This is a genomic window from Lachnospira sp. CLA-JM-H23, assembly GCF_040096425.1.
Lineage (GTDB): Bacteria > Bacillota > Clostridia > Lachnospirales > Lachnospiraceae > Lachnospira > Lachnospira rogosae.
Genome location: NZ_JBBMET010000004.1, coordinates 1 through 25,353, shown reverse-complemented (window position 1 = coordinate 25,353; position 25,353 = coordinate 1). Strand labels below are relative to the sequence as shown.

Annotated in this window: 24 protein-coding genes and 1 riboswitch; of the genes, 23 read left to right on the top strand and 1 reads right to left on the bottom strand. The window is 35.2% G+C overall.

All coding sequences use genetic code 11. The annotated features are described in order from the left end of the window. Positions 1-17: 17 nt before the first annotated feature. From WMO42_RS06210 to WMO42_RS06105, 22 genes are all read left to right on the top strand, one after another. Positions 18-1,052 carry an ATPase, T2SS/T4P/T4SS family gene (locus WMO42_RS06210; protein ID WP_172678520.1) on the top strand — a complete coding sequence of 345 codons (1,035 nt, stop codon included), beginning with the start codon at positions 18-20 and terminating at the stop codon, positions 1,050-1,052. Beyond that, positions 1,036-2,505, top strand: coding sequence for a hypothetical protein (locus WMO42_RS06205; RefSeq protein ID WP_055306695.1), 1,470 nt, complete (start codon positions 1,036-1,038; stop codon positions 2,503-2,505). The genes WMO42_RS06210 and WMO42_RS06205 overlap by 17 nt, the downstream gene beginning before the upstream one ends. 302 nt (positions 2,506-2,807) lie before the next feature. Then, positions 2,808-2,948 carry a hypothetical protein gene (locus tag WMO42_RS06200; RefSeq protein WP_022501155.1) on the top strand — a complete coding sequence of 47 codons (141 nt, stop codon included), beginning with the start codon at positions 2,808-2,810 and terminating at the stop codon, positions 2,946-2,948. Between the two features lie 7 nt (positions 2,949-2,955). Beyond that, complete coding sequence (locus WMO42_RS06195) at positions 2,956-3,321, top strand: hypothetical protein (RefSeq protein WP_055176040.1); 366 nt, start codon at positions 2,956-2,958, stop codon at positions 3,319-3,321. 134 nt (positions 3,322-3,455) lie between these two features. Beyond that, complete coding sequence (locus WMO42_RS06190; protein WP_349153595.1) at positions 3,456-3,848, top strand: hypothetical protein; 393 nt, start codon at positions 3,456-3,458, stop codon at positions 3,846-3,848. Between the two features lie 105 nt (positions 3,849-3,953). Then, a complete protein-coding gene (locus tag WMO42_RS06185) occupies positions 3,954-4,532 on the top strand; it encodes a phosphatase PAP2 family protein (RefSeq protein ID WP_055176033.1) in 579 nt (192 codons plus the stop codon). Positions 4,533-4,841: 309 nt separating this feature from the next. Beyond that, a complete protein-coding gene (locus WMO42_RS06180) occupies positions 4,842-7,229 on the top strand; it encodes a phosphoketolase family protein (RefSeq protein ID WP_022501151.1) in 2,388 nt (795 codons plus the stop codon). Between the two features lie 208 nt (positions 7,230-7,437). Continuing rightward, the gene (locus WMO42_RS06175; protein WP_349191799.1) at positions 7,438-8,922 is read left to right on the top strand and encodes an L-fucose/L-arabinose isomerase family protein; all 1,485 of its coding nucleotides are present in this window, start codon (positions 7,438-7,440) and stop codon (positions 8,920-8,922) included. A 49-nt stretch (positions 8,923-8,971) separates the two neighbouring features. Further along, positions 8,972-10,444, top strand: a complete 1,473-nt coding sequence (gene xylB, locus WMO42_RS06170) for a xylulokinase (RefSeq protein ID WP_055176025.1) — start codon at positions 8,972-8,974, stop codon at positions 10,442-10,444. 54 nt (positions 10,445-10,498) lie between these two features. Continuing rightward, complete coding sequence (gene fsa / locus WMO42_RS06165) at positions 10,499-11,152, top strand: fructose-6-phosphate aldolase (RefSeq protein WP_022206287.1); 654 nt, start codon at positions 10,499-10,501, stop codon at positions 11,150-11,152. Then, on the top strand, positions 11,153-12,310 hold the full coding sequence (locus WMO42_RS06160) for an ROK family transcriptional regulator (protein WP_090140119.1): 1,158 nt from the start codon (positions 11,153-11,155) through the stop codon (positions 12,308-12,310). It begins immediately after the preceding gene. A gap of 139 nt (positions 12,311-12,449) precedes the next feature. Beyond that, entirely contained in the window at positions 12,450-14,189 is a 1,740-nt protein-coding gene (locus WMO42_RS06155; protein ID WP_349191798.1) for a DUF2079 domain-containing protein, read from the top strand. Between the two features lie 61 nt (positions 14,190-14,250). After that, positions 14,251-15,438 carry a pyridoxal phosphate-dependent aminotransferase gene (locus tag WMO42_RS06150; protein ID WP_349172359.1) on the top strand — a complete coding sequence of 396 codons (1,188 nt, stop codon included), beginning with the start codon at positions 14,251-14,253 and terminating at the stop codon, positions 15,436-15,438. A 41-nt stretch (positions 15,439-15,479) separates the two neighbouring features. After that, complete coding sequence (hisC, locus tag WMO42_RS06145) at positions 15,480-16,535, top strand: histidinol-phosphate transaminase (RefSeq protein ID WP_055176016.1); 1,056 nt, start codon at positions 15,480-15,482, stop codon at positions 16,533-16,535. A gap of 10 nt (positions 16,536-16,545) precedes the next feature. Beyond that, entirely contained in the window at positions 16,546-17,184 is a 639-nt protein-coding gene (locus WMO42_RS06140; RefSeq protein ID WP_055306690.1) for an epoxyqueuosine reductase QueH, read from the top strand. A gap of 133 nt (positions 17,185-17,317) precedes the next feature. Further along, entirely contained in the window at positions 17,318-18,013 is a 696-nt protein-coding gene (locus WMO42_RS06135; protein ID WP_055176015.1) for a hypothetical protein, read from the top strand. A gap of 14 nt (positions 18,014-18,027) precedes the next feature. Then, a complete protein-coding gene (locus tag WMO42_RS06130; protein WP_055176011.1) occupies positions 18,028-18,708 on the top strand; it encodes a hypothetical protein in 681 nt (226 codons plus the stop codon). 79 nt (positions 18,709-18,787) lie between these two features. Continuing rightward, a riboswitch (THF riboswitch) is annotated at positions 18,788-18,884 on the top strand. Positions 18,885-18,944: 60 nt separating this feature from the next. Further along, positions 18,945-19,559, top strand: coding sequence for a folate family ECF transporter S component (locus tag WMO42_RS06125; protein WP_022501141.1), 615 nt, complete (start codon positions 18,945-18,947; stop codon positions 19,557-19,559). A 59-nt stretch (positions 19,560-19,618) separates the two neighbouring features. After that, positions 19,619-20,161 (top strand): phosphodiesterase, encoded by a 543-nt coding sequence (gene yfcE / locus WMO42_RS06120; RefSeq protein ID WP_022501140.1) that lies wholly within the window; start codon positions 19,619-19,621, stop codon positions 20,159-20,161. A gap of 113 nt (positions 20,162-20,274) precedes the next feature. Beyond that, a complete protein-coding gene (locus tag WMO42_RS06115) occupies positions 20,275-20,679 on the top strand; it encodes a hypothetical protein (protein ID WP_022501139.1) in 405 nt (134 codons plus the stop codon). A gap of 144 nt (positions 20,680-20,823) precedes the next feature. Further along, positions 20,824-22,554: a S8 family peptidase gene (locus WMO42_RS06110; protein WP_318255817.1), complete on the top strand. Its 1,731-nt coding sequence runs from the start codon at positions 20,824-20,826 to the stop codon at positions 22,552-22,554. Between the two features lie 108 nt (positions 22,555-22,662). Next, entirely contained in the window at positions 22,663-23,094 is a 432-nt protein-coding gene (locus tag WMO42_RS06105) for an Rrf2 family transcriptional regulator (protein WP_022501137.1), read from the top strand. Between the two features lie 118 nt (positions 23,095-23,212). Here WMO42_RS06105 and WMO42_RS06100 read toward each other — a convergent pair whose 3' ends face one another. Beyond that, on the bottom strand, positions 23,213-23,569 hold the full coding sequence (locus WMO42_RS06100) for a TIGR04086 family membrane protein (RefSeq protein WP_022501136.1): 357 nt from the start codon (positions 23,567-23,569) through the stop codon (positions 23,213-23,215). Between the two features lie 171 nt (positions 23,570-23,740). Between WMO42_RS06100 and WMO42_RS06095 the strand changes: the two genes are divergently transcribed. After that, positions 23,741-25,018 (top strand): hemolysin family protein, encoded by a 1,278-nt coding sequence (locus WMO42_RS06095; RefSeq protein ID WP_349191795.1) that lies wholly within the window; start codon positions 23,741-23,743, stop codon positions 25,016-25,018. Positions 25,019-25,353 lie beyond the last annotated feature (335 nt).

Below are 25,353 nucleotides of genomic sequence, written 5' to 3'. Positions count from 1 at the left end.
AGTAAATGGGGTGGAATATGGATAAAGAAGATTTAAAAGACATTATTGAAAAGAATAAAGATGAATTATTCAGTGAGATAGCACAGGAAATAAATAATGATAATGTGACGGATATAGAATGGGATGGTTATAATCTTTGGATAACTGAGCTTGGCATTGGAAGTTATATTTCAGGCAAGGAATTAAGTGACAGATATGTGGAAAATGTATCAATAAAGCTTGCCAATATAATGGGTGTTTCATTTAACAGAAGCAGACCTATTCTTGAGGCCAATACAGAGAAGCTTAGAATTTCTATATGGCACGAATCAAGGTGTCACAAGAAAAGTATGTCTATAAGAAAGATACCAGAATATCTGAGATTTTCGCATAAGGATTTAGTTGAGTCAGATTATGCCCCGGAAAGCATTATTAATCTTTTGGAGAATAGTGTTACTGCACACCTTAGCATAGTTGTGGGAGGACAGCCACACGCAGGAAAGACAGAGCTTGTAAAGTATCTGTCAACGAAAATTCCGCATAATGAGAAGGCAGGAGTATATGAGGATAATCAGGAGATACATTATAGAAAGATTAATCCTAATAAAAAATGTGTTGAATTTTTTGTGGATGACAAGGTTACATACCAGGATATCATAAAGGCTGGGTTAAGACATAATATAGATTGGATTTTGCTGTCAGAGTCAAGAGGACCAGAAGTTGCACATCTGCTTAACAGTTTGTCTACAGGTTCATATTGTATGACAACTATGCATCTGGATGAGGTAAGGGATATGCCTGACAGAATGTACAATATGCTTGGCAACAGCAGTGTCAATGAAAGATTTATCAATAGTGTATACAAATATATAGATCTTGTTGTGCTTGTGGAATGTGACAAGCACGAGAAAAGGAGGATTAAGCAGATAGGTTTTCTTTCAAGGTGCAATTCTGTTAATCACTGTTGTGTAATATACGAAGACGGCACATTTACAGACGAAACTGTCCCGGAAGATATTCTTGATAAATTTAATAGGAGAGGCATAAAGAACATATATGAAAAGATTAATTAGATATTTTTCGGGGCGTTCAGTAATTAAAGATATATCAGCATATGGATATGATTTCTCAATGAAGAAATATATTTTAGCAATAACAACAGGACTTCTTGTGATATTCGGAATAAGTATGATATATGGCCTTAAGCCTGTATGTGTAATAATTACTGGTCTTGTGTCCATAAGCGTTATTCCGGGAATTATAAGAAAAAGGTACTACAATAATAACAGGCTTAAAAAGTTTATGGACGTTGATATATATCTCCATCAGATGGCGTATTCATTTATGAGAAATCCTAAGATATACACAGCTTTAGAAGATACAGGCAAGATAGCAGGCGGCACTCTTGGCAGGGTGATAGAGCAGGCTATGGACGAGCTTGAATATGGTATGGGAGAAGATGTATATGCTAATGCACTTTATATCATAGAGAAAGAGTATAATTGCAGCCGTATAAGGACACTTCATAAGTTTATTATTGGAATTGAAAAGAGAGGTGGAAGGTATAAGAATGCACTTAGAGTGCTTCTTGATGACTCTGACAGGTGGATTAAAGGAATATACAGGCAGGAGCTTGAAATCAAGAATGTAAAAAGGGATACAACCATAGGAGTTATTATAAGCATAGTGCTTTCAGGTCTTACAATATTTATGAGTGCCATGCTTAACCGATATAAAAGCGGACAGGGAAACATAGTTGATGACTGGCTGTATCAGGGGACAGCAGTGATATTCCTTGTGTTATGTATATTATTCTATGCTTTCACGAATAAACATTACGGATATGAAATTCTTAATGATAAAGATATTGATACTAACAGCAGGAAATATTATAAGCTTGTGTTTAAAACCAATGTATGGAATATAATTGAGAAGATAATTCCAGTTATAACAGTGCTTGGAATATTGGCAGGCCTGGCGTTTATTAATGGTTTTTATTTTATATTTGTATATCTTGTTATGGCAATGGCTGTAATGGTTATTTATCCGTTGATTAATAAAAAGTCTGCAATGAAAAAGCTTACTAACAATTTAAGACAGGCATTTTCTGACTGGTTAAGAAATGTTGCACTTAATCTTGAGAATATGCCATTGATTGCGGCAATTGAAGATACTTACGATGAAAGTCCGTATATAATTAAGAATTCACTTGATACTTTTATAAGGGACATAGAGGCAGACCCATCAGATATTAAGCCATATTATGAATTTCTGTCGGAGTATGGACAGACAGATATAATGTCGACAGTAAGAACATTATATTCAGTATCGGAATTGCCAGACAATCAGGTAGATGAAACTATTAATTCTTTAATACAGAGAAATAACGAGCTTATAAACAAGCAGTCAGAGATTGCTTATAAGGACAGGATAAGTTTGTTTAAATTTATGGAATACATACCTGTATTTCTTATGGCATTGAAAATGTCTGTTGATATGATGCTTGTTATAACACTGTATTTGTAATGTGTAATATTAATATTGTTAAAGATTGTGTCTGTCTATACATTAATAAGGTGGAAGAGAATATCATTAGTGACGAGTAGGTAAAGATTTGCTGCTGGTAATATTAAAGGTGGAGAAAGGCTTGGCATGGACTTTATATTAGAAAAATTAGGTGAGACGTGCATTGCTATAGTATTTATATTATCAATGATAAATATGTACGCAATGCTTGCTGATAAAATGCTTGGTGGTTGATATAGATATTTAATATAAATCAATAGTTTAATTGAAATACAATCTAAGAAATGAAAGAGGATAGTATAATGGAATATTTATTGGAAGAATATGGTGATGTAATTATATGTATTACAGGACTTGCAATAGCATTTACATTCTTAGGGATATGTATGAACAAATGCACTGTATTAGAGGGTACACAGCTTGCAAAGCTGTTCTACAGGTAGGTGCATAATGAAGATAATAGTAGAAGCTTCGGCATATCTTGTAATACTTTCTTTTATATGTCTGATATCGCTGGATTTTATTGCTGTTAATAAAAGTGTAAGCAAAGGCAGTGAGGTACAGCAGTATATAAAAGATGTAATCCAGATAAATGGCATAAGTTATGAACACAGGGATATTGATTATGATACTAATAAAAAGGTATGCGAGATAGCTGCACAATATGGGGCAGATGTAAGTTATGAATATTTCGATGCAGCCGCAGATTATGATTATTACCGCCTGAATATTAAATATCCTGTAAAGTCGAGATTGTTCGGACTTAATAAGCTGTGTGATTATAAGGCACTTGTAAGGGTTGAGATGGCGGTGTAGTACGTCCCAGCACAATAAGGATAAATCTGGATTTGCTCTACGAAATAAAGATGATGGGGATTGAATAAATACAAATATGGATTTGCCACGTTAAATTGAGATGTCGGCACAATGTAATATAGATAAGGAGTGATATGAGATTAATAATAAGTAGTTCTGGAATGATGGTTATTATTATTCTGCTTGTGATTATACATAATTCGATTATCAGTGATAATTACTGTAATATGGAGATGAACAGCAGTATTAATGGGGCATTTGATTATGCTTTGGATAAAGTGTCAGATGGTTACATAACTGGTGAATATGATGATATTCCAGATGATGTATTTACAACACAGCTTATGAGAAGTTTCTGTAAGTCATTTAATGAGGCTGTCAGTTCAGATGCAGAGTATACAGTTACGCTGTTATATGCGGACAGGACGGCAATGCTGTATGACATAGCAATTGAAGCAGAATACAGTTATGGATATAAGGGAAGAAAGAATAAATGTATATGCCAGAGGGCTGTAAAGTTAAATTGACAATATATATATATTCATTTATAATTCCACAATATGATTTCAATTGATTAATATATTAGGTCAATTGTGGAAAGGAGAGACCACATTAAAAGTGGCTGTTATATAATGGAAATTCAGATATTACATTGGTTTGAAACATTACATAACCCAATAACTAATCCAATATTTTATGTGATTACTACATTGGGGAATGCAGGCTGGTTCTGGATAGTATTAGCTGTGCTTATGCTTACAGTTCTTCCTAAGAAATATAAAAAAGCAGGGCTTACAATGGCAATAGCACTTATATTGTCGCTTATATTCTGTAATGGAATAATGAAGCATCTATGGGCAAGACCAAGAGCATTCTGGGTAGTTGGACAGAATTTTGTTGTTGGCAATGAATTCGAGAATTTATATGGAATATTTAATTCTATTCACGATTATTCGTTCCCATCAGGACATTCGTCAGCTTCGTTTGCTGCGGCAGTGTCAATATTTATGTGGAGAAAGAAGGAAGGAAGTGCGGCACTGGTACTTGCGGCACTTATAGCATTTTCTAGACTGTACTTTACAGTACATTATCCAACAGATGTGCTTGTCGGTACAATCACAGGTGCATTATATGGTGTAGCGGCTTATTTTATTGTTAAGGCACTTATGAATAAAGTCCCAAAGCTTAATGCTATATTTAATAAGCAGTAATAATGAAATAGTAATGATAATATAAATTGTAATTATGTTAAAAATAAAGGCTGTCCGATTATGATATGGCTAATCTTTACAGAACATTTTGTGTCAGGTAAAGAGGCATATCAATATTGGACAGCCTTTTGTGATAGTGCTTGTATTTTTTATGTATTTTTGTGAAAGCTATATTGACATTTAATTAAGATGTGCTAATATAAAATCACTTTTGTAAAATATATTTATAAAAGATATTTACAGAAGTGATTTTAAAATAGATAACAATTATTAAGTGGCAATATTATTGTCATAGAAATGAGGTTAAGGATGAACGAAGAAATGTGTGTTGAAAAGATGCCAATTACAGATGAATATCTTGAAAAGATGGACGCATATTGGAGAGCTGCCAATTACTTAGCAGCTGCCCAGCTTTATCTTTTAGATAATCCTCTCTTAAGAGAGCCTTTAAAGAAGGAACATATTAAGAAGAAAATCGTAGGTCACTGGGGTACAGTTCCGGGTCAGAATTTCGTTTACTGTCATATGAACAGAGCTATTAAGAAGTATGATCTTGATATGGTGCTTATATCCGGTCCTGGTCACGGCGGCAATTTCTTTGTAGCTAACTCATACCTTGAGGGAACATACAGTGAAGTATATCCGAATGTAAGTCAGGATATGAACGGATTAAAGAAGCTTTGCAAACAGTTCTCGTTCCCAGGAGGAATATCAAGCCACGTTGCACCTGAGACACCAGGTTCAATTAATGAGGGTGGTGAGCTTGGTTATTCGATAGCACATGCATTTGGTTCGGTATTTGACAATCCGGATCTTATAACAACTTGTATTGTTGGTGATGGTGAAGCTGAGACAGGACCACTTGCTACAGCATGGCATTCTAATAAGTTCCTCAATCCTGTGACAGACGGAGCAGTGCTTCCAATATTACACCTTAATGGATATAAGATAAGCAACCCTACAATATTCTCACGTATATCACACGATGAGATAGAAAGTTTCTTCCACGGATGTGGCTGGAAACCATATTTTGTTGAGGGCAATGATCCAATGACAATGCATAGAAAGATGGCAGAGACATTAGATACTGTTATTGAGGAGATTAAGGAAATACAGAGAGAAGCAAGAGAAGAAGGTAAGACAGAAAGACCATTCTGGCCTATGATTGTACTTAGAACACCAAAGGGCTGGACAGGACCAAAGGTTGTTGATGGCAAGGAAATTGAGGGAACTTTCAGGGCACATCAGGTTCCAATTATGATGGATAGACCAGAACATTTACAGCAGCTTAATGATTGGCTTGAAAGCTATAAGCCAGAAGAATTGTTTGATGAAAATGGCAGATTAATTCCAGAGTTAAGAGCACTTGCACCAAAAGGAGATCACAGAATAAGTGCCAATCCTCACGCTAATGGTGGTAAGCTTTTAAGAGATTTAAGACTTCCAGATTTCAGGGATTACGGCGTTGACGTACCTTTCCCAGGAGCAAAAGATGGTCAGGATATGATTGAACTTGGAGGTTTTGTAAGAGATATATTCAAGTTAAATGAAGAAACTAAGAACTTCCGTATCTTTGGACCAGATGAAACAATGTCTAACAGATTAGGCAAAGTATTTGAGGAGACTAACAGGGATTGGAATAATGTTCTTAAGGATAATGATGAATTCCTTGCCAAGGACGGACGTGTAATGGATTCAATGCTTTCAGAGCATATGTGTGAAGGCTGGTTAGAAGGATATCTTCTTACAGGACGTCATGGCTTCTTTGCAAGCTATGAAGCATTTATCAGAATAGTAGACTCTATGGCGGCACAGCACGCTAAATGGTTAAAGGTATGTTCACAGCTTCCTTGGAGACAGTCAATTGCTTCACTTAACCTTATTCTTTCATCAAATGTATGGCAGCAGGATCATAACGGATTTACACATCAGGATCCAGGCTTCCTTGACCATATAGCTAATAAGAAGGCGGATGTGGTAAGAATGTATCTTCCACCAGATACTAACTGCTTGCTTTCTTGCTTTGACCATTGCATAAGAAGCCGTGATTATGTCAATGTGCTTGTTACATCTAAGCACCCAAGACCACAGTGGCTTACTATGGAACAGGCTGTTAAGCACTGTACACAGGGTGTTGGTATATGGGAATGGGCAAGTAACGATCAGGGTGAAGAACCGGATGTGGTAATTGCCGGCTGTGGTGAGACACCTACACTTGAAGCACTTGCGGCTGTTACAATATTAAGAGACAATATGCCTGATTTAAAGATTAGATTTATAAATGTAGTTGATTTATTCAAGTTACAGTCTAATACACAGCACCCACACGGCCTGTCAGATACAGATTATGATGCGTTATTTACAAAGGATAAGCCAATTATATTTGCATTCCACGGCTATCCAACACTTATACACGAGCTTACATATTACAGACATAACAGAAATCTTCAGGTATTCGGTTATCAGGAGGAGGGTACAATCACAACTCCATTTGATATGAGAGTACAGAATGAAATTGACCGTTATCATCTTGTACAGGCTGTTATTAATGCACTTCCACAGCTTGGCAACAAAGGTTCATATCTTCTCCAGAAGATGAGAGATACTTTAGTTGCACATAAGCAATATATAAGCGAGTATGGTATGGATCTTCCAGAGGTACAGGAATGGAAGTGGCATACACCAGATAATAAATAATTGTTATAAAACTAGTTAGTGAATAATTGAGTGATTTATATAAAATATTTTATAAAAGCTGCTTAATGTATTGCAAAATATACAAAAAAATAATATTATATAAGTAACTTTTTGAAATGTATTTATTAAAAGTAAGGGGATACGTCATATAGCAGGATGTGTCCCCATACTTGTAGTAACGGGTGTTACAGAAATGGAGGATTTTACAATGAATAACAAACCATCTATTAAAATCGGAATTGTGGCAGTGAGCAGGGACTGTTTCCCAGAGAGCCTGTCAGTGAACAGAAGAAAAGCTTTAGTTGAGGCTTACAAGAACAAATATAATGCAGATGAAATATATGAATGTCCAATATGTATAGTCGAAAGCGAGATACATATGCAGCAGGCATTAGAAGATGTCAAGAAAGCTGGCTGTAATGCTTTATGTGTATATCTTGGTAATTTTGGACCAGAAATTGCAGAAACTATGCTTGCTAAATATTTTGACGGACCTAAGATGTTCGTTGCGGCAGCAGAAGAAACATCAGCTAATGGAGGCCTTGTAGGTAACAGAGGAGATGCTTATTGTGGTATGCTTAATGCAAGCTACAACCTGAAATTAAGAGGAGTTAAGGCATATATTCCGGAATATCCAGTAGGAACAGCAAGTGAATGTGCAGATATGATTCACGAATTCATACCGGTTGCAAAGGCTGTATATGCGTTAAATAATCTTAAGATTATAAGCTTTGGACCAAGACCTAATAATTTCCTCGCCTGCAATGCACCAATTAACCAGTTATACAATCTTGGCGTTGAGATAGAAGAGAATTCAGAGCTTGACCTTTTTGAAAGCTATAATAATCACGTAGGAGATGAGAGAATTCCAGCGGTTGTAAAGAGTATGGAGAAGGAATTAGGAGAAGGTAATAAGAAACCTGAGATACTTTCTAAGCTTGCACAGTATGAGCTTACACTTCTTGACTGGGTAAAAGCACATAAGGGTTCAAGAAAATATGTTGCAATCGCAGGAAAATGCTGGCCAGCATTTCAGACACAATTTGGCTTTGTTCCTTGCTATGTTAATTCACGTCTTACAGCTATGGGAATACCTGTATCCTGTGAGGTTGATATATACGGAGCTTTAAGTGAATTCATAGGAACAGTTGTAAGCGATGATGTTGTTACACTTCTTGATATTAATAATACAGTTCCATCAGATATATACGAAGAAGATATTAAGGGCAGATTCAATTATACAATTAAGGATACATTTATGGGCTTCCATTGTGGCAATACAGCAGCGTGCAAGCTTTCATTCTGTGAGATGAAGAACCAGATGATTATGGCACGTTCACTTCCAGAAGAAGTTACTAACGGAACACTTGAGGGAGATATTGTACCTGGTGATATTACATTTTTCAGGTTACAGAGTACTTCAGACAGCCAGTTAAGGGCGTATGTTGCACAGGGTGAAGTTCTTCCTGTAAGAACACGTTCATTTGGTGCTATAGGAATATTTGCAATTAATGAAATGGGAAGATTTTACAGACACGTGCTTGTTGAGAAGAATTATCCTCATCATGGGGCAGTAGCATTTGGACATTATGGAAAGGCTTTGTTTGATGTGTTTAAGTATCTTGGCGTTGAGGACATATCATATAACCAGCCGGCAGGCGTGCTTTATAAGTCAGAAAATCCTTTTGCATAGTTAAGATTATAACGTAAATATATAATAGTTTATAGAAATGGGGTGCGGTATGTATTATATAGGTGTTGACCTTGGAACATCTTCGGTTAAGCTGATATTGATGGAACCAACAGGTGATATTGTAAATACAGTATCTAAGACTTATCCTATAAGCTTTCCAAAGCCAGGCTGGTCAGAGCAAAATCCGACAGACTGGTATGATAAGACCTGTGAGGGAATCAAAGAGCTTATAAAGGATATAGATAAGGACAAGGTTGCAGGAATAAGCTTCGGAGGTCAGATGCACGGTCTTGTTATTCTTGATGAGAATGATAATGTAATAAGACCGGCAATTCTTTGGAATGATGGAAGAACAACTAAGGAATGTGATTATCTTAATAATGAGATTGGAAAGGATAAGCTTACAGAATATACAGCGAATATAGCATTTGCTGGCTTTACGGCTCCTAAGCTTCTCTGGGTTAAGAATAATGAGCCTGACAATTTCAAAAAGATTGCTAAGATAATGCTTCCTAAAGATTATATAGCCTACAGGCTTACAGGAGTACATTGCACAGATGTATCGGATGCGTCAGGTATGCTTTTATTAGATGTTAAAAAGCGTGACTGGTCAGAAGAGATGATTAACATATGCAAAATTTCAAGAAAACAGCTTCCGGCTTTGTATGAAAGCTACGAAAAGGTTGGCTGTATTACTAAAGAAGCTGCTATGGAGCTTGGACTTCCAGACAATGTATGTGTAGCTGCTGGAGCAGGTGATAATGCTGCTGCGGCAGTAGGTACTGGAACTGTTGGGGACGGAATGTGCAATATTTCTCTTGGAACAAGCGGAACAATATTTATATCAAGCAGTAACTTTAGCGTTGATAATAATAATGCACTTCATTCCTTTGACCACGCGGACGGCTATTATCATCTTATGGGCTGTATGTTAAGTGCAGCTTCCTGCAATGGCTGGTGGATGGATAATATTTTAAAGGATACAGATTACAAAGAAGCACAGTCACATATAACTAAAGATATGCTTGGCAATAATCATGTATATTTTCTTCCATATCTTATGGGAGAGCGTTCACCACATAATGACCCGCTTGCAAGAGCAACATTTACAGGAATGACTATGGACAGCACAAGGACAGATATGACACAGGCGGTGCTTGAGGGTGTTGCATTTGCTATAAGGGACTCTTTTGAGATTGCCAGGTCGCTTGGAATTAACATCACAGAAACCAAGATGTGCGGTGGTGGTGCTAAGAGTGAGCTTTGGTGTACAATTATGGCTAATGTGCTGGGAATTAAAGTACATCTGTTAAAGTCAGAAGAGGGTCCGTCTATGGGAGCAGCTATGCTTGCTATGGTGGCGGCTGGTGAATATGAAAATGTTAAGCAGGCGGCAGACAGCATTGTTGGAATATGTAGGACAATCGAGCCGGAAAAAGACATTGCAGACAGGTATAATTCACGTTATAATACATTTAAAGACATATATCCTGCATTAAAAGGGGTATTTGAGAAAATGTAATTGATGTATCTGGCATAATAATAACAGATAGTGTATATGCAGAATGGAGGTTTTATGAAATTTTTTATTGATACGGCAAATGTTGATGATATCAGAAAAGCTAATGATATGGGTGTAATCTGCGGAGTTACAACTAATCCATCATTAATTGCCAAAGAAGGCAGAGATTTTAATGAAGTGATTAAAGAGATTACAAGTATTGTTGATGGACCTATAAGTGGTGAAGTTAAGGCAACTACAGTAGATGCGGAAGGAATGATTAAAGAGGGCCGTGAGATTGCTGCGATTCATCCTAATATGGTAGTTAAGATTCCTATGACAGTAGAAGGCCTTAAGGCAGTTAAGGTGCTTTCAGCAGAAGGAATAAAGTGTAATGTAACACTTATCTTTTCAGCTAATCAGGCACTTTTAGCAGCAAGAGCAGGTGCAGCATATGTATCCCCATTCCTTGGAAGACTTGATGATATATCACAGCCGGGTATCCAGCTTATTGAAGATATTGTTGGTATATTTTCTAATTATGATATCCAGACAGAGATTATATGTGCAAGTGTAAGAAATCCTATACATATAACAGACTGTGCACTTGCAGGAGCTGACATAGCAACTGTTCCTTATAAGGTTATTGAGCAGATGGTTCATCACCCATTAACAGATGCAGGTATTGAGAAGTTCCAGAAAGATTATAAGGCAGTATTTGGAGAATAAATGATTTCATCACAGAAAATAACAACGTCAGAGGTTAGAAAGTATAATAAGAACAGAATATTTAAGCTTATATATAACAGCAGTGCAATATCAAGGCAGGAGATTGCGGATACACTTGGATTGTCACTTCCGACAATCAACCAGAATATCAAGCTTTTAAAAGACTCAGGGCTTATAGTTATGGAGGGTAGTTTTGACTCAACAGGAGGAAGAAAAGCCCAGATGATTATGGTAAATGCTGATGCAAGATTCGCAATAAGCGTTAACGTCCGTGCTAATGAATTAAAGGTGGCACTTATAGATCTTAATGGAGAGATAAGAAGCCAGAAAAGTGTTGATATTGAATTCAGCCCGGAAAGTGATTATGGAGTTAAGGTATCAGAGCTTGTCGATGATATAATAGAGGAGAATAATATTAATACTGATAATATACTTGGCATAGGAATAACTATGCCGGGTATATTCAATAGTGATAATACAATGATAATTTCATCTCCACCACTTAACACAAGAGACTATAAGACTGATAACATTACGAGTCGTCTTAAGTATGATTATACTGTACAGAACGATGCAAGAGCCAGTGCATTTGCTGATTACTGGTATTCCCATAAGAATGAAAATGCTCATATGGACGAGTCCTATCACGACAAATTCTATCTTATGATTAATGATGGAGTTGGTGGTGCGTGTGTAAGCAATGATAAGATTGTGCAGGGAGAGCATAACAGATATGGTGAATTTGGACATATGACTTTATATCCTGACGGAAGAAAATGTATGTGCGGAAAGAAGGGCTGTGTTGAAAGTTATCTTTCAGCAAGAAATCTTTCATCAGACCTTGGCATACAGATAGATGAATTCTTTAAGAAAGCATCTGAGGGTGATGCACAATGCGTCAAAGTTCTTGATGAATATCTTGATAATCTTACAACAGGAATTAATAATCTGTATGTTATATTTGACAGGGATATAGTAATTGGTGGATTTGTTTCAAGATATCTGTTAGAATATGAAGAGAATATAAGACAAAGACTTACTGATAAATATTCTTTTGATACAGATGGAAGATATTTTTCAATTTCAAGTTGTACATCAGAGAGAACGGATACAGGAGCGGCAATAATGTTTTTGTCTGAATTCATTAATAGTATTTAACAAGAGGGACAGAGGCGAGATGGATAAGAGCAGATTGTATAGGGTCATTAACAATTTAAGAAATACAATTACATTAGAACACTGCGTCATAAGATTTATTATGGCGTGGTGTTTTGTTAGTTTAGTTGAGAGTTTTATAATGAATAGCAGAAGGTATATGATAAACAGCCTGTCATACGTTAAAAATGTTGATATGGTTTCAGTTATTATATGCTCGCTGGTATTAACAATAGTATTATATGCCATATTTGAAAAGCTTCAGGATAATAACAGGCTTAAAGCCTGTATTCTTGAGGGAACTTTATTAACAGGAGTTGTATTGGTATATGCCTGCGTGTGTGTATATGAATATAATGATGTGTATTTTGTGGCTGGAATGACACTTGTTGTACTGGCGGCAGCTGTATATTCATATAGTTATGTGCACAAGATTTACAAGGGATATATTAGTGACAGCACCACTTATAATGCGGATATAAAAGATATAAGTAAAAGAATGTATATCACAGGTGTTGCGATAGTTGCAGGTGTTATGACAGCATTTATAAGTATATGTATGGTGTTCCGTTATCTGTCATTTGGCTCACCTAATTTTGATATGGGACTTTTTTCGCAGATGTTTCACTATATGAAGACGACGGGCAGAATGTTAAATACAAGTGAGAGAGATCATCTTATGTCACATATGTGTGTGCATATATCACCAATGTTTTATACGATACTGCCATTTTATATGCTTGTATCATCACCGGTGACGCTTGAGGTTATGCAGGCAGTAGTCATTGCAATAGCAGTAATTCCACTTTGCAGGCTTGCTGAGTACAAAGGAATGTCAAGACGGGCTGTGTTAATAATATGTATAATATACTTTTTTTATCCGGTTATAAGCGGCGGATGCTTTTATGATATACACGAGAATATGTTTCTTCCAGTGCTTATATTTACATTTCTGCTATATATGGAAAAAGATAATATGACAGGAATATTAATATCTGCAATACTTATATGCCTTGTAAAGGAAGATGCACCGGTATTTCTTATGTTCATGGCCCTTTATATGATAATAGGAAAGAGAATGTATAAAAAAGGATTTATTATACTGATATTATCCATAGTGTATTTTGTCATTGCCTGCAAGATAATTGAGATAATAGGAACGGGCATAATCTCTGACAGATTTAATAATATGATTGCGGAAGGTAATGGTAATATAACAGGAATAATAAAGACGGTTATTAATAATCCAGCGTATATAATTACGCAGATTATGGATAAAAGTAAGATTGCTTATATATTAAAGACACTTGGTGTTCTTTTGTTCATACCATTATGTACAAGAAAGTGGAGCAGATTTATTCTTCTTGGACCTTATATAATGTTTAACCTTATGTCCGATTATGAATATTTCCATAGCATATATTTTCACTATTCATTTGGTTCAGGTGCACTTCTTATATATCTTTTAATTATTAATATATGCGATATGGATGTGAGGAAGAAAATGTTAATGCTTCGTATGACAGCTATGGCAGTTGTTATATTTTTTATGGCATTCAATGTATCAAGGCTTGATAATGCGTTTAATTATGTGGACGAGAATAATAAAAGGGTGATTGATACTATGAATGAAGGGCTTGGTACAATTCCTGACGATGCAAGTGTTACAGCGACAACATTTTTATGTGCCAGTTTATCAAAGCATAAGATATTGTATGAATTATATTATACCGACAAACAGACAGAGTATATAGCTTTGGACTTAAGATATAGCGATACTTATTACAATGTCAGCAGTTACCTGAATTCATCACAGTATGAAACTGTATATTATGCAGAAAATGTAATCGCAGTATTCAAAAATAGAGCAACAGGCAATTGATTAAATTGTCAGATTTGTTATAATACATCTATATAATTATGTGAATTGGAGGACAAGTAAGATGATAGCAGAATCAATGAAAGCACTTGTTAAAGGAAGCTCAGTTATCAGAGCGATGTTCGAGGAAGGTAACAGGCTTGCTAAGATATATGGAGCGGAAAATGTATATGACTTTTCATTAGGTAATCCTAATGTGCCGGCTCCGGATGAAGTTAATGAGGCAATCAAGAATATAGTTGATGAGGAAGAGTCAGTTGTCCTTCACGGATATATGAGCAATTCAGGCTTTGAAGATGTAAGAGAAGCGATTGCACAGTCACTTAATAAGAGATTTGATACACATTTTAATTACACTAATATTGTTATGACAGTTGGTGCGGCAGGTGGTCTTAATACAATACTTAAGACAATTATCAATCCTGGTGATGAGGTGCTTACATTTGCACCATTCTTTGGAGAATATAGGAATTATGTAAGTAATTTTGGTGGAAAGCTTGTTGCAGTATCTCCAGATACAGCTACTTTCCAGCCAAAGTTTGATGAATTTGAGAAGCTTATTAACAAGAATACCAAGGCTGTAATTGTCAACAATCCTAACAACCCAACAGGAGTTGTGTATTCAGAAGATACAATAAAGAAGTTAGCTAAGATTATGGAAGACAAGCAGAAAGAATTAGGCATAGAGATATTCCTTATAGCTGATGAGCCATACAGAGAACTTGCTTATGATGGAGTAGAAGTTCCATATCTTACTAAATATTACAATAATACTATAGTTGGATATTCATACAGCAAGTCATTATCACTTCCAGGTGAGCGTATCGGATATCTTGTGATTCCAGATGAAGCAGCAGATTCAGATGATATGAAGTCAGCCGCTTCTGTAGCAACAAGAATATTAGGATTTGTTAATGCACCATCATTACAGCAGAAGGTCATTGCCAGATGTCTTGATGCCAAGGTTAATATCGAAGCTTATGATAAGAACAGAAAAGCACTTTACGAAGGACTTACAAAGCTTGGTTTTGAATGTGTTAAGCCAGAAGGAGCGTTTTATCTCTTTGTCAAATCACCAACAGAAGATGAGAATATTTTCTGTGATACAGCTAAGAAGCACAATATACTTATTGTTCCTGGTTCATCATTTGGCTGTGCTGGTTTTGTAAGGATGGCTTACTGCGTATCATACGATACAATAATTAATTCACTCCCACATTTTGCAGAAGTTGCTAAAGAGATGGGTTTATAAAATCAATATGCGAAAAATGTACGCGGAAATGAGGATTATTAATGAAAGCTTGGGAGAGTAATATAAGAAAGGTTGAACCTTATGTTCCGGGCGAACAGCCTAAGGTTCAGGATGTTATTAAACTTAATACTAATGAGAATCCATATGGACCATCAGAAAATGTCAGAAAAGCAATGGAAGCAATAGATATAGACCGTTGCAGATTATATCCGGATCCTGATGTGACTAAGCTTGTTAAGAGCATTGCAGATTATTATGGAATGGATAATAATCAGGTATTTGTCGGTGTGGGCTCAGATGATGTGTTATCAATGTGTTTCCTTACATTTTTTAATGGAAAGAAGCCGGTATTATTCCCGGATATTACATATTCTTTTTATAGTGTATGGGCTGATCTGTACCGTATACCATATGAGAAGCAGAAGCTTGATGATAATATGAAGATTGTTCCAGAAGACTATTATAAAGAAAATGGCGGTGTAATCTTCCCTAATCCTAATGCTCCAACAGGTCTTTTAATGGATCTTGACAGTGTAAGGGATATTATTGAACATAATAAAGATGTTGTAGTTATAGTTGATGAAGCATATATTGATTTTGGAGGAGTATCAGCTAAGGATTTAGTGAATGAATATGATAATGTACTTGTTGTACAGACATTTTCTAAGTCACGTTCTATGGCGGGTATGAGAATTGGATATGCGTTTGGTTCAAAAGAACTTATAAAGGCACTTAATGATGTGAAATTCTCATTTAATTCATACACAATGAATATGACATCAATTGATATGGGTGTTGCTTCAATCAATGATAAGAAGTATTTTGAGGAATGTGTTGAAAGAATAACAGCTACAAGAGAAAGAACTAAGGAAGAACTTACAAAGCTTGGATTTACGTTCCCAGACTCTAAGGCTAACTTTATATTTGCTACACATAAGAGTGTTCCAGCTAAAGAAATATTTGAAAAGCTTAAGGATTTGAATATATTTGTAAGATATTTTGCACAGCCAGGAATTGATAATTATTTAAGAATTACAATAGGTACAGATGAGCAGATGGATAAGCTTATAAGTGCTTTATCTGAGATTGTTGGTTAGAGGAGACTTTATGGCAGTACCATTTGAGAATAGAAACTTCCATAAGGAAATGCTAAAGCTTGCAGGACAGCTTCAAAAAGAAGGAAAAGTACCAAGATTATTATTACATAGCTGTTGTGCACCTTGCAGTAGTAACTGTATTGAAGTTCTATCGAAGTATTTTATGGTTACAGTATTTTATTATAATCCGAATATATCAAGTGATGAGGAATATAAGAAAAGAGTTGCAGAGCAGATAAGATTTATAAAAGAATTTGATACCCCTAACAAAGTTGAATTCATCGAGGGTGATTACGAACCGGATGTATTCTTTAAGGAAGTTAAGGGTCTTGAGAAAGAGCCAGAAGGCGGTAAGCGTTGTTTTAAATGTTATGAATTAAGATTAAGAAAGACAGCAGAACTTGCCAAGGCAGAGGCGTATGATTATTTTACAACAACTCTTACAATCAGCCCATTAAAGAACAGTGTAAAGCTTAATGAGACAGGCTTAAAGCTTCAGGAAGAATATGGTGTTAATTACCTGCTTTCGGATTTTAAGAAGCAGGAAGGTTATAAGAGGTCTATTGAGCTGTCAAAGGAATATGGATTATACAGACAGAATTACTGCGGCTGTGTATATTCAAGACAGCAGATATTAATAAGCAAATAAATATATGCACAGTCAGGTGGTGCCACAGTGGCAACACCTATAATTAGTGACGAAGGGTTATATATTTTGACACCTGTGTCATATTATAGTATGTTATCATTAACCAGACAGAGTATAATAAGGAGGAATAATTATGGCTAAGAAGAAATCAGGCATTGTTAAGGCAGCAGTAGGTATTGGTGCGGTAGTAGTTGCTGGTAAAGTTGCATACGAGAAGTATAAGACAACTAAGAGCCGTTATACAAAGGAAGAACAGGATAGTGCAGATCTTGAGGTCCGCAAATATAATGCAATATGTGAGAAGAAGGTTGTTGAAGTAGAAGACGAGGAATTTGTTGGCTGTGAGATAAAGTCAGTAGCTTCTAATACAACTCTTGACCTTGGTCTTGCTGTATTTGAAAAAGATGTATACATTAATTTTGAAAGTGTATGCAGTAATGTCACAATCATTCTTCCAGAGGGTGTTAATGTGGCGTGTGACATAGAAAAGAGAATAGCAGGTGTTCATAATCTTGTAGAAAATGTTGATGAAGAAGGAATTCATACAGTATATGTAATTGGAAAAGCAACATTAAGCAAGGTTGATATTATTCCTGTTAATTTTTATGTGGACGACGATGATGTAGAAGATATATTAGCAGAAGATGATTTTGATGAAGAAGAAGCATTTCCAGAGTCAGGAGATGTAGACGTAAAAGTTATTAACAAGAGCGAGAAAGAGGCTGTGTCAGAAGAAACAGTTAAGTCAGAAGACGGCTTTAAGCCTGCAGATAACGCTGATACTACTGAGGACAACACAGAAACTATTAATCTTGAAGAAGTTAAGTAGTCAGGATAAAGCGTATGAAGTTCAGGGATAAAATGATTGAATATTTTGATAATATTCCAGAAGGTACGGTTGTAGTTGCTAATGCAATGTATGAACAGGGATTTACCAGGATGAGCCACGATGCTTTTTTCAGGTCTATAGAAAGACTGTGCGAGGATGGTTACATTTTAAGAGCTGGAAAAGGAATGTATATTAAGACATCTGATGGTGATAAGAACATAGAAGAATTACTGCTTAATTATTTCTTTGGAGATAATAACGACAGTGGAATGTTTATAGGCTACAGGCTGTATAACAAGTATATGATATCATCTTACAAGGGCGATAAGATAGAGCTGTATTCAACTGTGATAAGAACAAGAACCTGTGAGCTTGGCAATATAATAGTTAAAAGACCAGAGGTTGATCTGGATTTTGAGAATTCCAAAGTGCTTGAGGCTTTGGAGATTTTGCAGAATTATCATAATATCGAGAATTTAGATAAGCTGAAGTTTGCAAGGTATGCCAAGCAGTTTGCAGGCAGCTATAATGATGAGGCGGCTGTAAATGTGCTTTTACATATGAAATATAAGAAAAGCACGATAGCTTTTATGAAGAAGATACTTGATATGTATAAGACACAGAATAGTTTACAGCAGTTTTTAAGCTACGCTTCAGATTATAAAATTCCGGCTGTCCAGAGGATAGCAAGATAAATGTATGAATAAAAATACAAAAAAACGCTTTACAACAGTAAAGCGTATGTATATAATAACGCTTGAACAATAATAAAAAAGCAGAGTAGGAATATGTGCGTTAAGTGCCATTTGGACAGGGAGTTGCCATTTGGACGAAAAGTTTTCTTGCGATACATAATCCGCATCCCGCTGCTACATACTACGGCGAATAACCTCCTATGTAGAGCGAAGATTACTGCAAAGGAGGTTTTTTTATGTCAATTTTATTAAGAAATTTTGCATTTTCTGCAAAAGAATTCAAGAGCATTAAGTCAATAGTTGCCGCGGCATTATTGATAGCTCTGCACACAGTATTAGCTGTGTTTGTATCAATTCAGGTAACACCAACACTTAGAATTTCAGTATCCTTTCTTGCCAACTGTGCAATAGGATATATGTTTGGTCCAGTTATGGGCTTTGTGTGTGGTGGACTTGGAGATTTGATTCAGTTTGTTATTAAGCCTACAGGTGCATATTTTCCTGGCTGGACAATAAGTGCGGCATTAGCTGGATTTATATATGGTCTGTTCTTTTATGGCTGTAATATGAAGGTAGCTGAAAAGTATGATGAACAGGGTCAGAAGAAAGGTATATTAAGGATTATAGACTTTAAGTTCCTTTTAAGATGTGCAGCGGCACTTACAATTGATACATTACTTGTAAATGTATTACTTGGAACTTACTGGTGCAGTATAATGTATGGAAAGGGCTTCGCATTTTACTTATCAATACGTTTTGCTAAGAATATGATACAGCTTCCAATTAACATTATACTGACATATTATGTATTAGGATTTATTAAATACATTAATAATAAAATTTATGAATAAAAATATGTTGATAAAAGAATATTAATGGACAGTACATCAGCACGGAAAGGAAGAAAGTTATGTCAAAGATAATGATAGCATCAGATATTCACGGTTCTGCATATTATTGCAGATTAATGTTAGACAGATTCAAGGAGGAGAACGCAGAAAGATTAGTTCTTCTTGGAGATATACTCTATCACGGACCAAGAAATGATCTTCCTAAAGAATATGCTCCCAAAGAAGTTATCGCAATGCTTAATCCCCTGCGCAATAAGATAATATGTGTAAGAGGTAATTGTGATACAGAGGTAGATCAGATGGTGCTTGATTTTAATGTGTTATGTGAACAGGCATATGTTAATTTTAATGGCCGTTCAATAGTATTAGCACACGGACACAAGCTTGATGAAAAGAATATTCCGGCGTTAAATGATGGCGATATCCTTTTATGCGGACATACACACGTTCCAAAGTGTGAAAAGAGAGATGGATATATATATATGAACCCAGGTTCAGTATCTATCCCTAAGGAGAACTCAGCTCACAGCTATATGATACTTGATGATAAGTTCTACTGGAAAGACCTTGATGGTAATGTATATATGGAACAGAAATATTAAACTATAACAGCCTTTTAATAATTCTTTATATATTTTTAATTGCTTTTGCAAAAGTATATGATAGAGTATTATTTGATGATAATTATTGAGAAATGTGAAAGGCTGGATTGTTTATGAATGGTTTCAAGGATAAATTTGCAAGATTTATGTATGGAAGATATGGCATGGATCAATTGTCAAGAAATTTATCTTTAATATGTCTTGTGTTACTGGTTATAACAATGTTTAGCAGAAGCAATGTATTATATGCCATAGCACTTGCAGGAATAATATATACATATTTTAGGGTATTTTCGCGTAATATATCTAAAAGAAGCGAAGAGAATGAGAAATACCTGTCTTTCCATTATAAAGTAGTGGGAAAGATTAACAGAATTAAATATAGAATTAAAGACAATAAGACACATAAGATATTTAAGTGTCCAAGTTGTTCACAGAAGATAAGGGTGCCTAGAGGAAAAGGCAGGATAAGTATTAAATGTCCAAAGTGCAGAATAGAATTTATTAAGAAGACCTGATTTAAAGTGTAAAGACTTGAATCAGGTCTTTACTTATATTCTGGTGAATATAATTAATGGAATATAGTGAAAGAATTGCCAGCAGCATTATTGTAGAAGAAAAATGGCAATTATTTATCTATTGTAATGCCGGACGATTTGAATATGAACCAGAAGCTTGAAAATATATTGAATGTATCTTTAGATGCCACAGAAGACGAATTAAGAAAAGCTGACAGCCTTAGTACAGGTTATAACTGGCGTGATAATACATGGGAGATAATAGTTAAATATTCAGGAAGTCTTGAGAGTATACGAAACAGATATAACGTATATATCAAAGAGCTTCTTAATTATTATGCAATTATAGTGGCTGATAAAGCTACAATAGAACTTATATCGCAGGAAGATGTCATAGATTATGTGGAAAAGCCTAAGAGTCTTTATTATCAGATAGAACGCACTAAGACAGCCGCATGTGTAGGAAGCGTGAGGGCGGATGGGAACATTTTATCAGGAAAAGGTGTTATTGTCGGAGTGATTGATACAGGGATAGATATATTTGATAATGCTTTCAGGAATTCTGATGGGACTACAAGAATACTTAACATATATGACCAGACGACAGGTGAGAAATACGATAAACAGTCGATTGATGAGTATATAAGGCTTAATGAGGATTTATCAGGCGGTACATTTTCTTATGATAATGCTCCAGGGGTTGATAACATAATGCATGGAACGGATGTTTCGTATATAGCGGCAGGCAGTTTGGGCGTTGCTTACGAGGCTGATATTATAGCAGTTAAAATGGGATATTCTATTAATAACCAGTTTCCAAGGACAACAAGCCTTATGGATGCAATTGATTATATTATAAGAAAAGCAATTGAATACAGAAAGCCTGTGGCAGTTAATATAAGTTATGGCTGTAATTATGGTGCACATAATGGTAATACGTTATTAGAGAGCTTTATTGATGATATATCCAAAAGCTACAGGTGTGTTATATGTGTAGGGAGTGGCAATGAAGCAGATAAAGCGATACATTTTGGGGGGATTATTAATACCGGACAGGTACAGACAGCGTATCTTAGTGTTGGTGAATATCAGAGTGCTATAGATATCCAGATATGGAAGAATTACTGGGATACAATTGATGTAATGTTAATCAATCCGCGTGGCGAACAGATTGGAATAATAACTGAGGGGAGAATTAACAGGTATGAAACATACAATACTGAGATTATAACATTGCTTGGTGAACCATCTCCATATAATATATATCAGGAAATATATATTAATCTTATTCCAAAGACTGATTATATATTATCAGGTATATGGCAGATAGTGTTGATGGCAGGAAGTATAAGGGCAGGTGAATATAATATATGGCTTCCGTCAAGTCAGGCACTTGGTTATGCAACAGCATTTAATAATCCTACAGCTGATGGGACGATTACAATACCTGCAACGGCAAGAAACTGTATAGCAGTTGGGGCGTATAATGCATACACGAATTCTTATGCAGCATTTTCGGGACGGGGATTTGATAATAGCATAAGAAATGTTAATGCAGGAGTTAAGCCGGATATCACAGCACCAGGTGTCGATATAAGCATTGCAAGGCAGAGGGGGAATGATATTACATATAGAAATGTTACAGGCACATCTTATGCAGTTCCGGTTGTTACAGGTGCGGCGGCACTTCTTATGCAGTGGGGAATAGTTATGGGCAATGACAGGTTTATGTATGGCGAGAAATTAAAGGCAGCTCTTATTGATGGTTCTAAGCCAGTAGGACTTGTTGGGATTACACGAAACGATAATCAGCCAGACCCGCGTACAGGCTGGGGAGCGGTGTGTCTTAAGAATACGCTTAATAAAATTTTATAAATCATCTTGAAATTCATACAAACATTGTGGTATAGTATGTTTATAGAATGAGAAATATAATAAGTCCATTGTACTTAAGACTGTTATATTTAAGAATGGAGGATTTAGATGAAGATATCAACAAAAGGCAGATATGCATTAAGGGTTATGATAGATTTAGCAGAACACGATAATGGCGAATATATAACACTTATGGATATAGCTGAAAGACAAGGAATTTCAGAGAAATATTTAGAATCAATTGTTTCTTTATTAAGCAAGAATGATTTTCTTATATCATTAAGAGGAAAGGGTGGTGGATATAAGCTTTCAAGGCGTCCAGAGGAATACACAGTATTAAGCGTATTACAGTGTACAGAAGGTTCTTTAGCACCTGTTGCCTGTCTTGAGAGCAAGCCTAATAAGTGTCCTAAGCTTGAAGAGTGCAAGACAATTACTATGTGGGAGAATTTTGAGAAGACAATCAATGATTACTTTAACAAGATAACAATAGCAGACCTTATTAATTCTGGTAATGGAATTGATAACTATGTTATTTAATATATATGCCAGAATGTCACTTGAGTGCCAGTCTGGCATATTTTATGTAATAGCAGGCTTTATCTGTTATAGATAATAAATGTCTTGAGGTATTTATTATCTTTCGGACATGGCTTATCTATGGGGAAAAAAAGCCACCAGCACCGCCGCAGGCACAGCATATGCCAATACATTTTGCAGCAGAAGCAATATCAAAGCCAGAACCCTGATTAATTGCAACAGAGATAACACATAAAATGCAGAAGTATATAATACCATAGAGTATTCCCCATATAAGACGGTTGCATTTTCTTATGTGTCCTAATATAAGTCCACCGGCAAATGTGCTGATACCATAGGCGGCAGTAATACATATGCTTATTATGTTATTGCTAAGTGACATTTTATACATACATATAGATATAATTATCAGTAAAGCAATTGTTATAATATAACCAGCTATTAAGGTCTTTAGTATTCCAATTAATTTGTTCATACAGCATTTCCAATCTATATATATTCTTTACAAGCTTATGTCCATATATTTGATAATATTCATTCAACTTGACATCTGTATTATTAATACTGTAATATATTAAAATATAACACACAAATTAAAGTGTTGTATATAAATATTATTTTATAAAAAGAATGGAGGAATAATTCCTTGGATACGGACAGTTGTATTCAACTTATAACTATTATTATTTTATTATTTCTTTCGGCATTTTTCTCGTCAGCTGAGACATCATTTATGACTGTAAGCAAGATGAAAATTCGTTCGCTTATGGATGAGGGCAACAAACGTGCAGCTTTAGTTGCTAAGATTATAGATGATTCTGGAAAGTTGCTAAGTGCCGTACTTATAGGTAATAACATTGTTAATATTTCCTGCTCAGCACTTGTTACTACATTTACAATAAAGGTATGGGGAAGCTATGCTACAGGAATAGCAACTGGTGTTCTTACACTTTTCGTTCTTTTATTCGGAGAAATAACCCCAAAGAATCTTGCTACATATTATTCTGTTAAGCTTACATTATTATATGCACCAATTATATATGGTCTTATGGTTATATTGACACCAGTGATATTTATAGTTGATCATCTTGCTGGCGGAGTATTAAGAATATTTGGTATTAAATCTAATGATAAGAATTCAACTATTACTGAGGAAGAGCTTCGTACAATAGTAAAGGTAAGCCATGAAGAAGGAATTATCGAGAAAGATGAAAGACAGATTATTGATAATCTGTTTGACTTTGGAGATACAAGCGTTAAAGACGTTATGATTCCAAGAATTGATATGACAGTTGCAGATGTTAATTCATCTTATGAAGATATAATTACATTATTTAAAAGTACAATGTATACAAGAATACCGATATACGAGAATGATTCAGATAATGTAATCGGCATACTTAATATTAAAGATTTGATAGTCGGTGATAAAAAAGACGAAACCTTTAATATAAGAGATATAATGAGAAAACCATTTTTTACATACGAACATAAGAATACATCTGAGCTGTTTAAAGAAATGCAACTTAACAGATACAGTATTGCAATTGTTCTTGATGAATACGGACAGATAGCTGGTATGATAACAACTGAGGATTTGCTTGAGGAAATTGTTGGTGAAATCAGAGATGAGTATGATACAGATGAGAAAGACGATATGACTAAGATAAGGGATAATACATATCGAATTAATGCATCGTGCAAGCTTGATGACATTAATAGTGAGCTTGGAACTAAGTTGTACTCACAGGATAATGACTCGCTTGGTGGATTTATATCAGAAAAGCTTGACAGAATACCTAAAGCCGGGGATAAGCTGACAATTGATAATGTATGGCTGTTTGTTGAACGTTCTTCGGTAAATAGGGCAGAGTCAGTTATATTAAAGATACAGCCGGATAATAAAGACACTAATGACAGATAATATAATGAACACCAAAGTGTTAATCTTAAAAGCTCTTTGTGGAACTTTATATGCACTGAAAGGCTTCACAAGAATTGCTGGATATTATAACAAAGTCAGAAAATATCATATCAGAGGCTTAGTACACTGATATGAATATAATTAATATACTTATAGAAGAATGTGATTAAGTAAATGCTTAGTCACATTTTTTGTTGTATATTTTTATTTCATATTTTGTTGTGTATTCAAGCATTATATAAAAAACGATGCAACATTTTATTTCAAAATGTTGCATCCATTATTAATATCTTATTCTTATTTACATATTCTATATCGTCTATTTTTCATATTAC

Coding starts and splice junctions, on each gene's coding strand:
- WMO42_RS06210 (WP_172678520.1), top strand. CDS start 18: ATGGATAAAGAAGATTTAAAAGACATTATTGAAAAGAATAAAGATGAA.
- WMO42_RS06205 (WP_055306695.1), top strand. CDS start 1,036: ATGAAAAGATTAATTAGATATTTTTCGGGGCGTTCAGTAATTAAAGAT.
- WMO42_RS06200 (WP_022501155.1), top strand. CDS start 2,808: ATGGAATATTTATTGGAAGAATATGGTGATGTAATTATATGTATTACA.
- WMO42_RS06195 (WP_055176040.1), top strand. CDS start 2,956: ATGAAGATAATAGTAGAAGCTTCGGCATATCTTGTAATACTTTCTTTT.
- WMO42_RS06190 (WP_349153595.1), top strand. CDS start 3,456: ATGAGATTAATAATAAGTAGTTCTGGAATGATGGTTATTATTATTCTG.
- WMO42_RS06185 (WP_055176033.1), top strand. CDS start 3,954: ATGGAAATTCAGATATTACATTGGTTTGAAACATTACATAACCCAATA.
- WMO42_RS06180 (WP_022501151.1), top strand. CDS start 4,842: ATGAACGAAGAAATGTGTGTTGAAAAGATGCCAATTACAGATGAATAT.
- WMO42_RS06175 (WP_349191799.1), top strand. CDS start 7,438: ATGAATAACAAACCATCTATTAAAATCGGAATTGTGGCAGTGAGCAGG.
- xylB (WP_055176025.1), top strand. CDS start 8,972: ATGTATTATATAGGTGTTGACCTTGGAACATCTTCGGTTAAGCTGATA.
- fsa (WP_022206287.1), top strand. CDS start 10,499: ATGAAATTTTTTATTGATACGGCAAATGTTGATGATATCAGAAAAGCT.
- WMO42_RS06160 (WP_090140119.1), top strand. CDS start 11,153: ATGATTTCATCACAGAAAATAACAACGTCAGAGGTTAGAAAGTATAAT.
- WMO42_RS06155 (WP_349191798.1), top strand. CDS start 12,450: ATGAATAGCAGAAGGTATATGATAAACAGCCTGTCATACGTTAAAAAT.
- WMO42_RS06150 (WP_349172359.1), top strand. CDS start 14,251: ATGATAGCAGAATCAATGAAAGCACTTGTTAAAGGAAGCTCAGTTATC.
- hisC (WP_055176016.1), top strand. CDS start 15,480: ATGAAAGCTTGGGAGAGTAATATAAGAAAGGTTGAACCTTATGTTCCG.
- WMO42_RS06140 (WP_055306690.1), top strand. CDS start 16,546: ATGGCAGTACCATTTGAGAATAGAAACTTCCATAAGGAAATGCTAAAG.
- WMO42_RS06135 (WP_055176015.1), top strand. CDS start 17,318: ATGGCTAAGAAGAAATCAGGCATTGTTAAGGCAGCAGTAGGTATTGGT.
- WMO42_RS06130 (WP_055176011.1), top strand. CDS start 18,028: ATGAAGTTCAGGGATAAAATGATTGAATATTTTGATAATATTCCAGAA.
- WMO42_RS06125 (WP_022501141.1), top strand. CDS start 18,945: ATGTCAATTTTATTAAGAAATTTTGCATTTTCTGCAAAAGAATTCAAG.
- yfcE (WP_022501140.1), top strand. CDS start 19,619: ATGTCAAAGATAATGATAGCATCAGATATTCACGGTTCTGCATATTAT.
- WMO42_RS06115 (WP_022501139.1), top strand. CDS start 20,275: ATGAATGGTTTCAAGGATAAATTTGCAAGATTTATGTATGGAAGATAT.
- WMO42_RS06110 (WP_318255817.1), top strand. CDS start 20,824: ATGAACCAGAAGCTTGAAAATATATTGAATGTATCTTTAGATGCCACA.
- WMO42_RS06105 (WP_022501137.1), top strand. CDS start 22,663: ATGAAGATATCAACAAAAGGCAGATATGCATTAAGGGTTATGATAGAT.
- WMO42_RS06100 (WP_022501136.1), bottom strand. CDS start 23,569: ATGAACAAATTAATTGGAATACTAAAGACCTTAATAGCTGGTTATATT.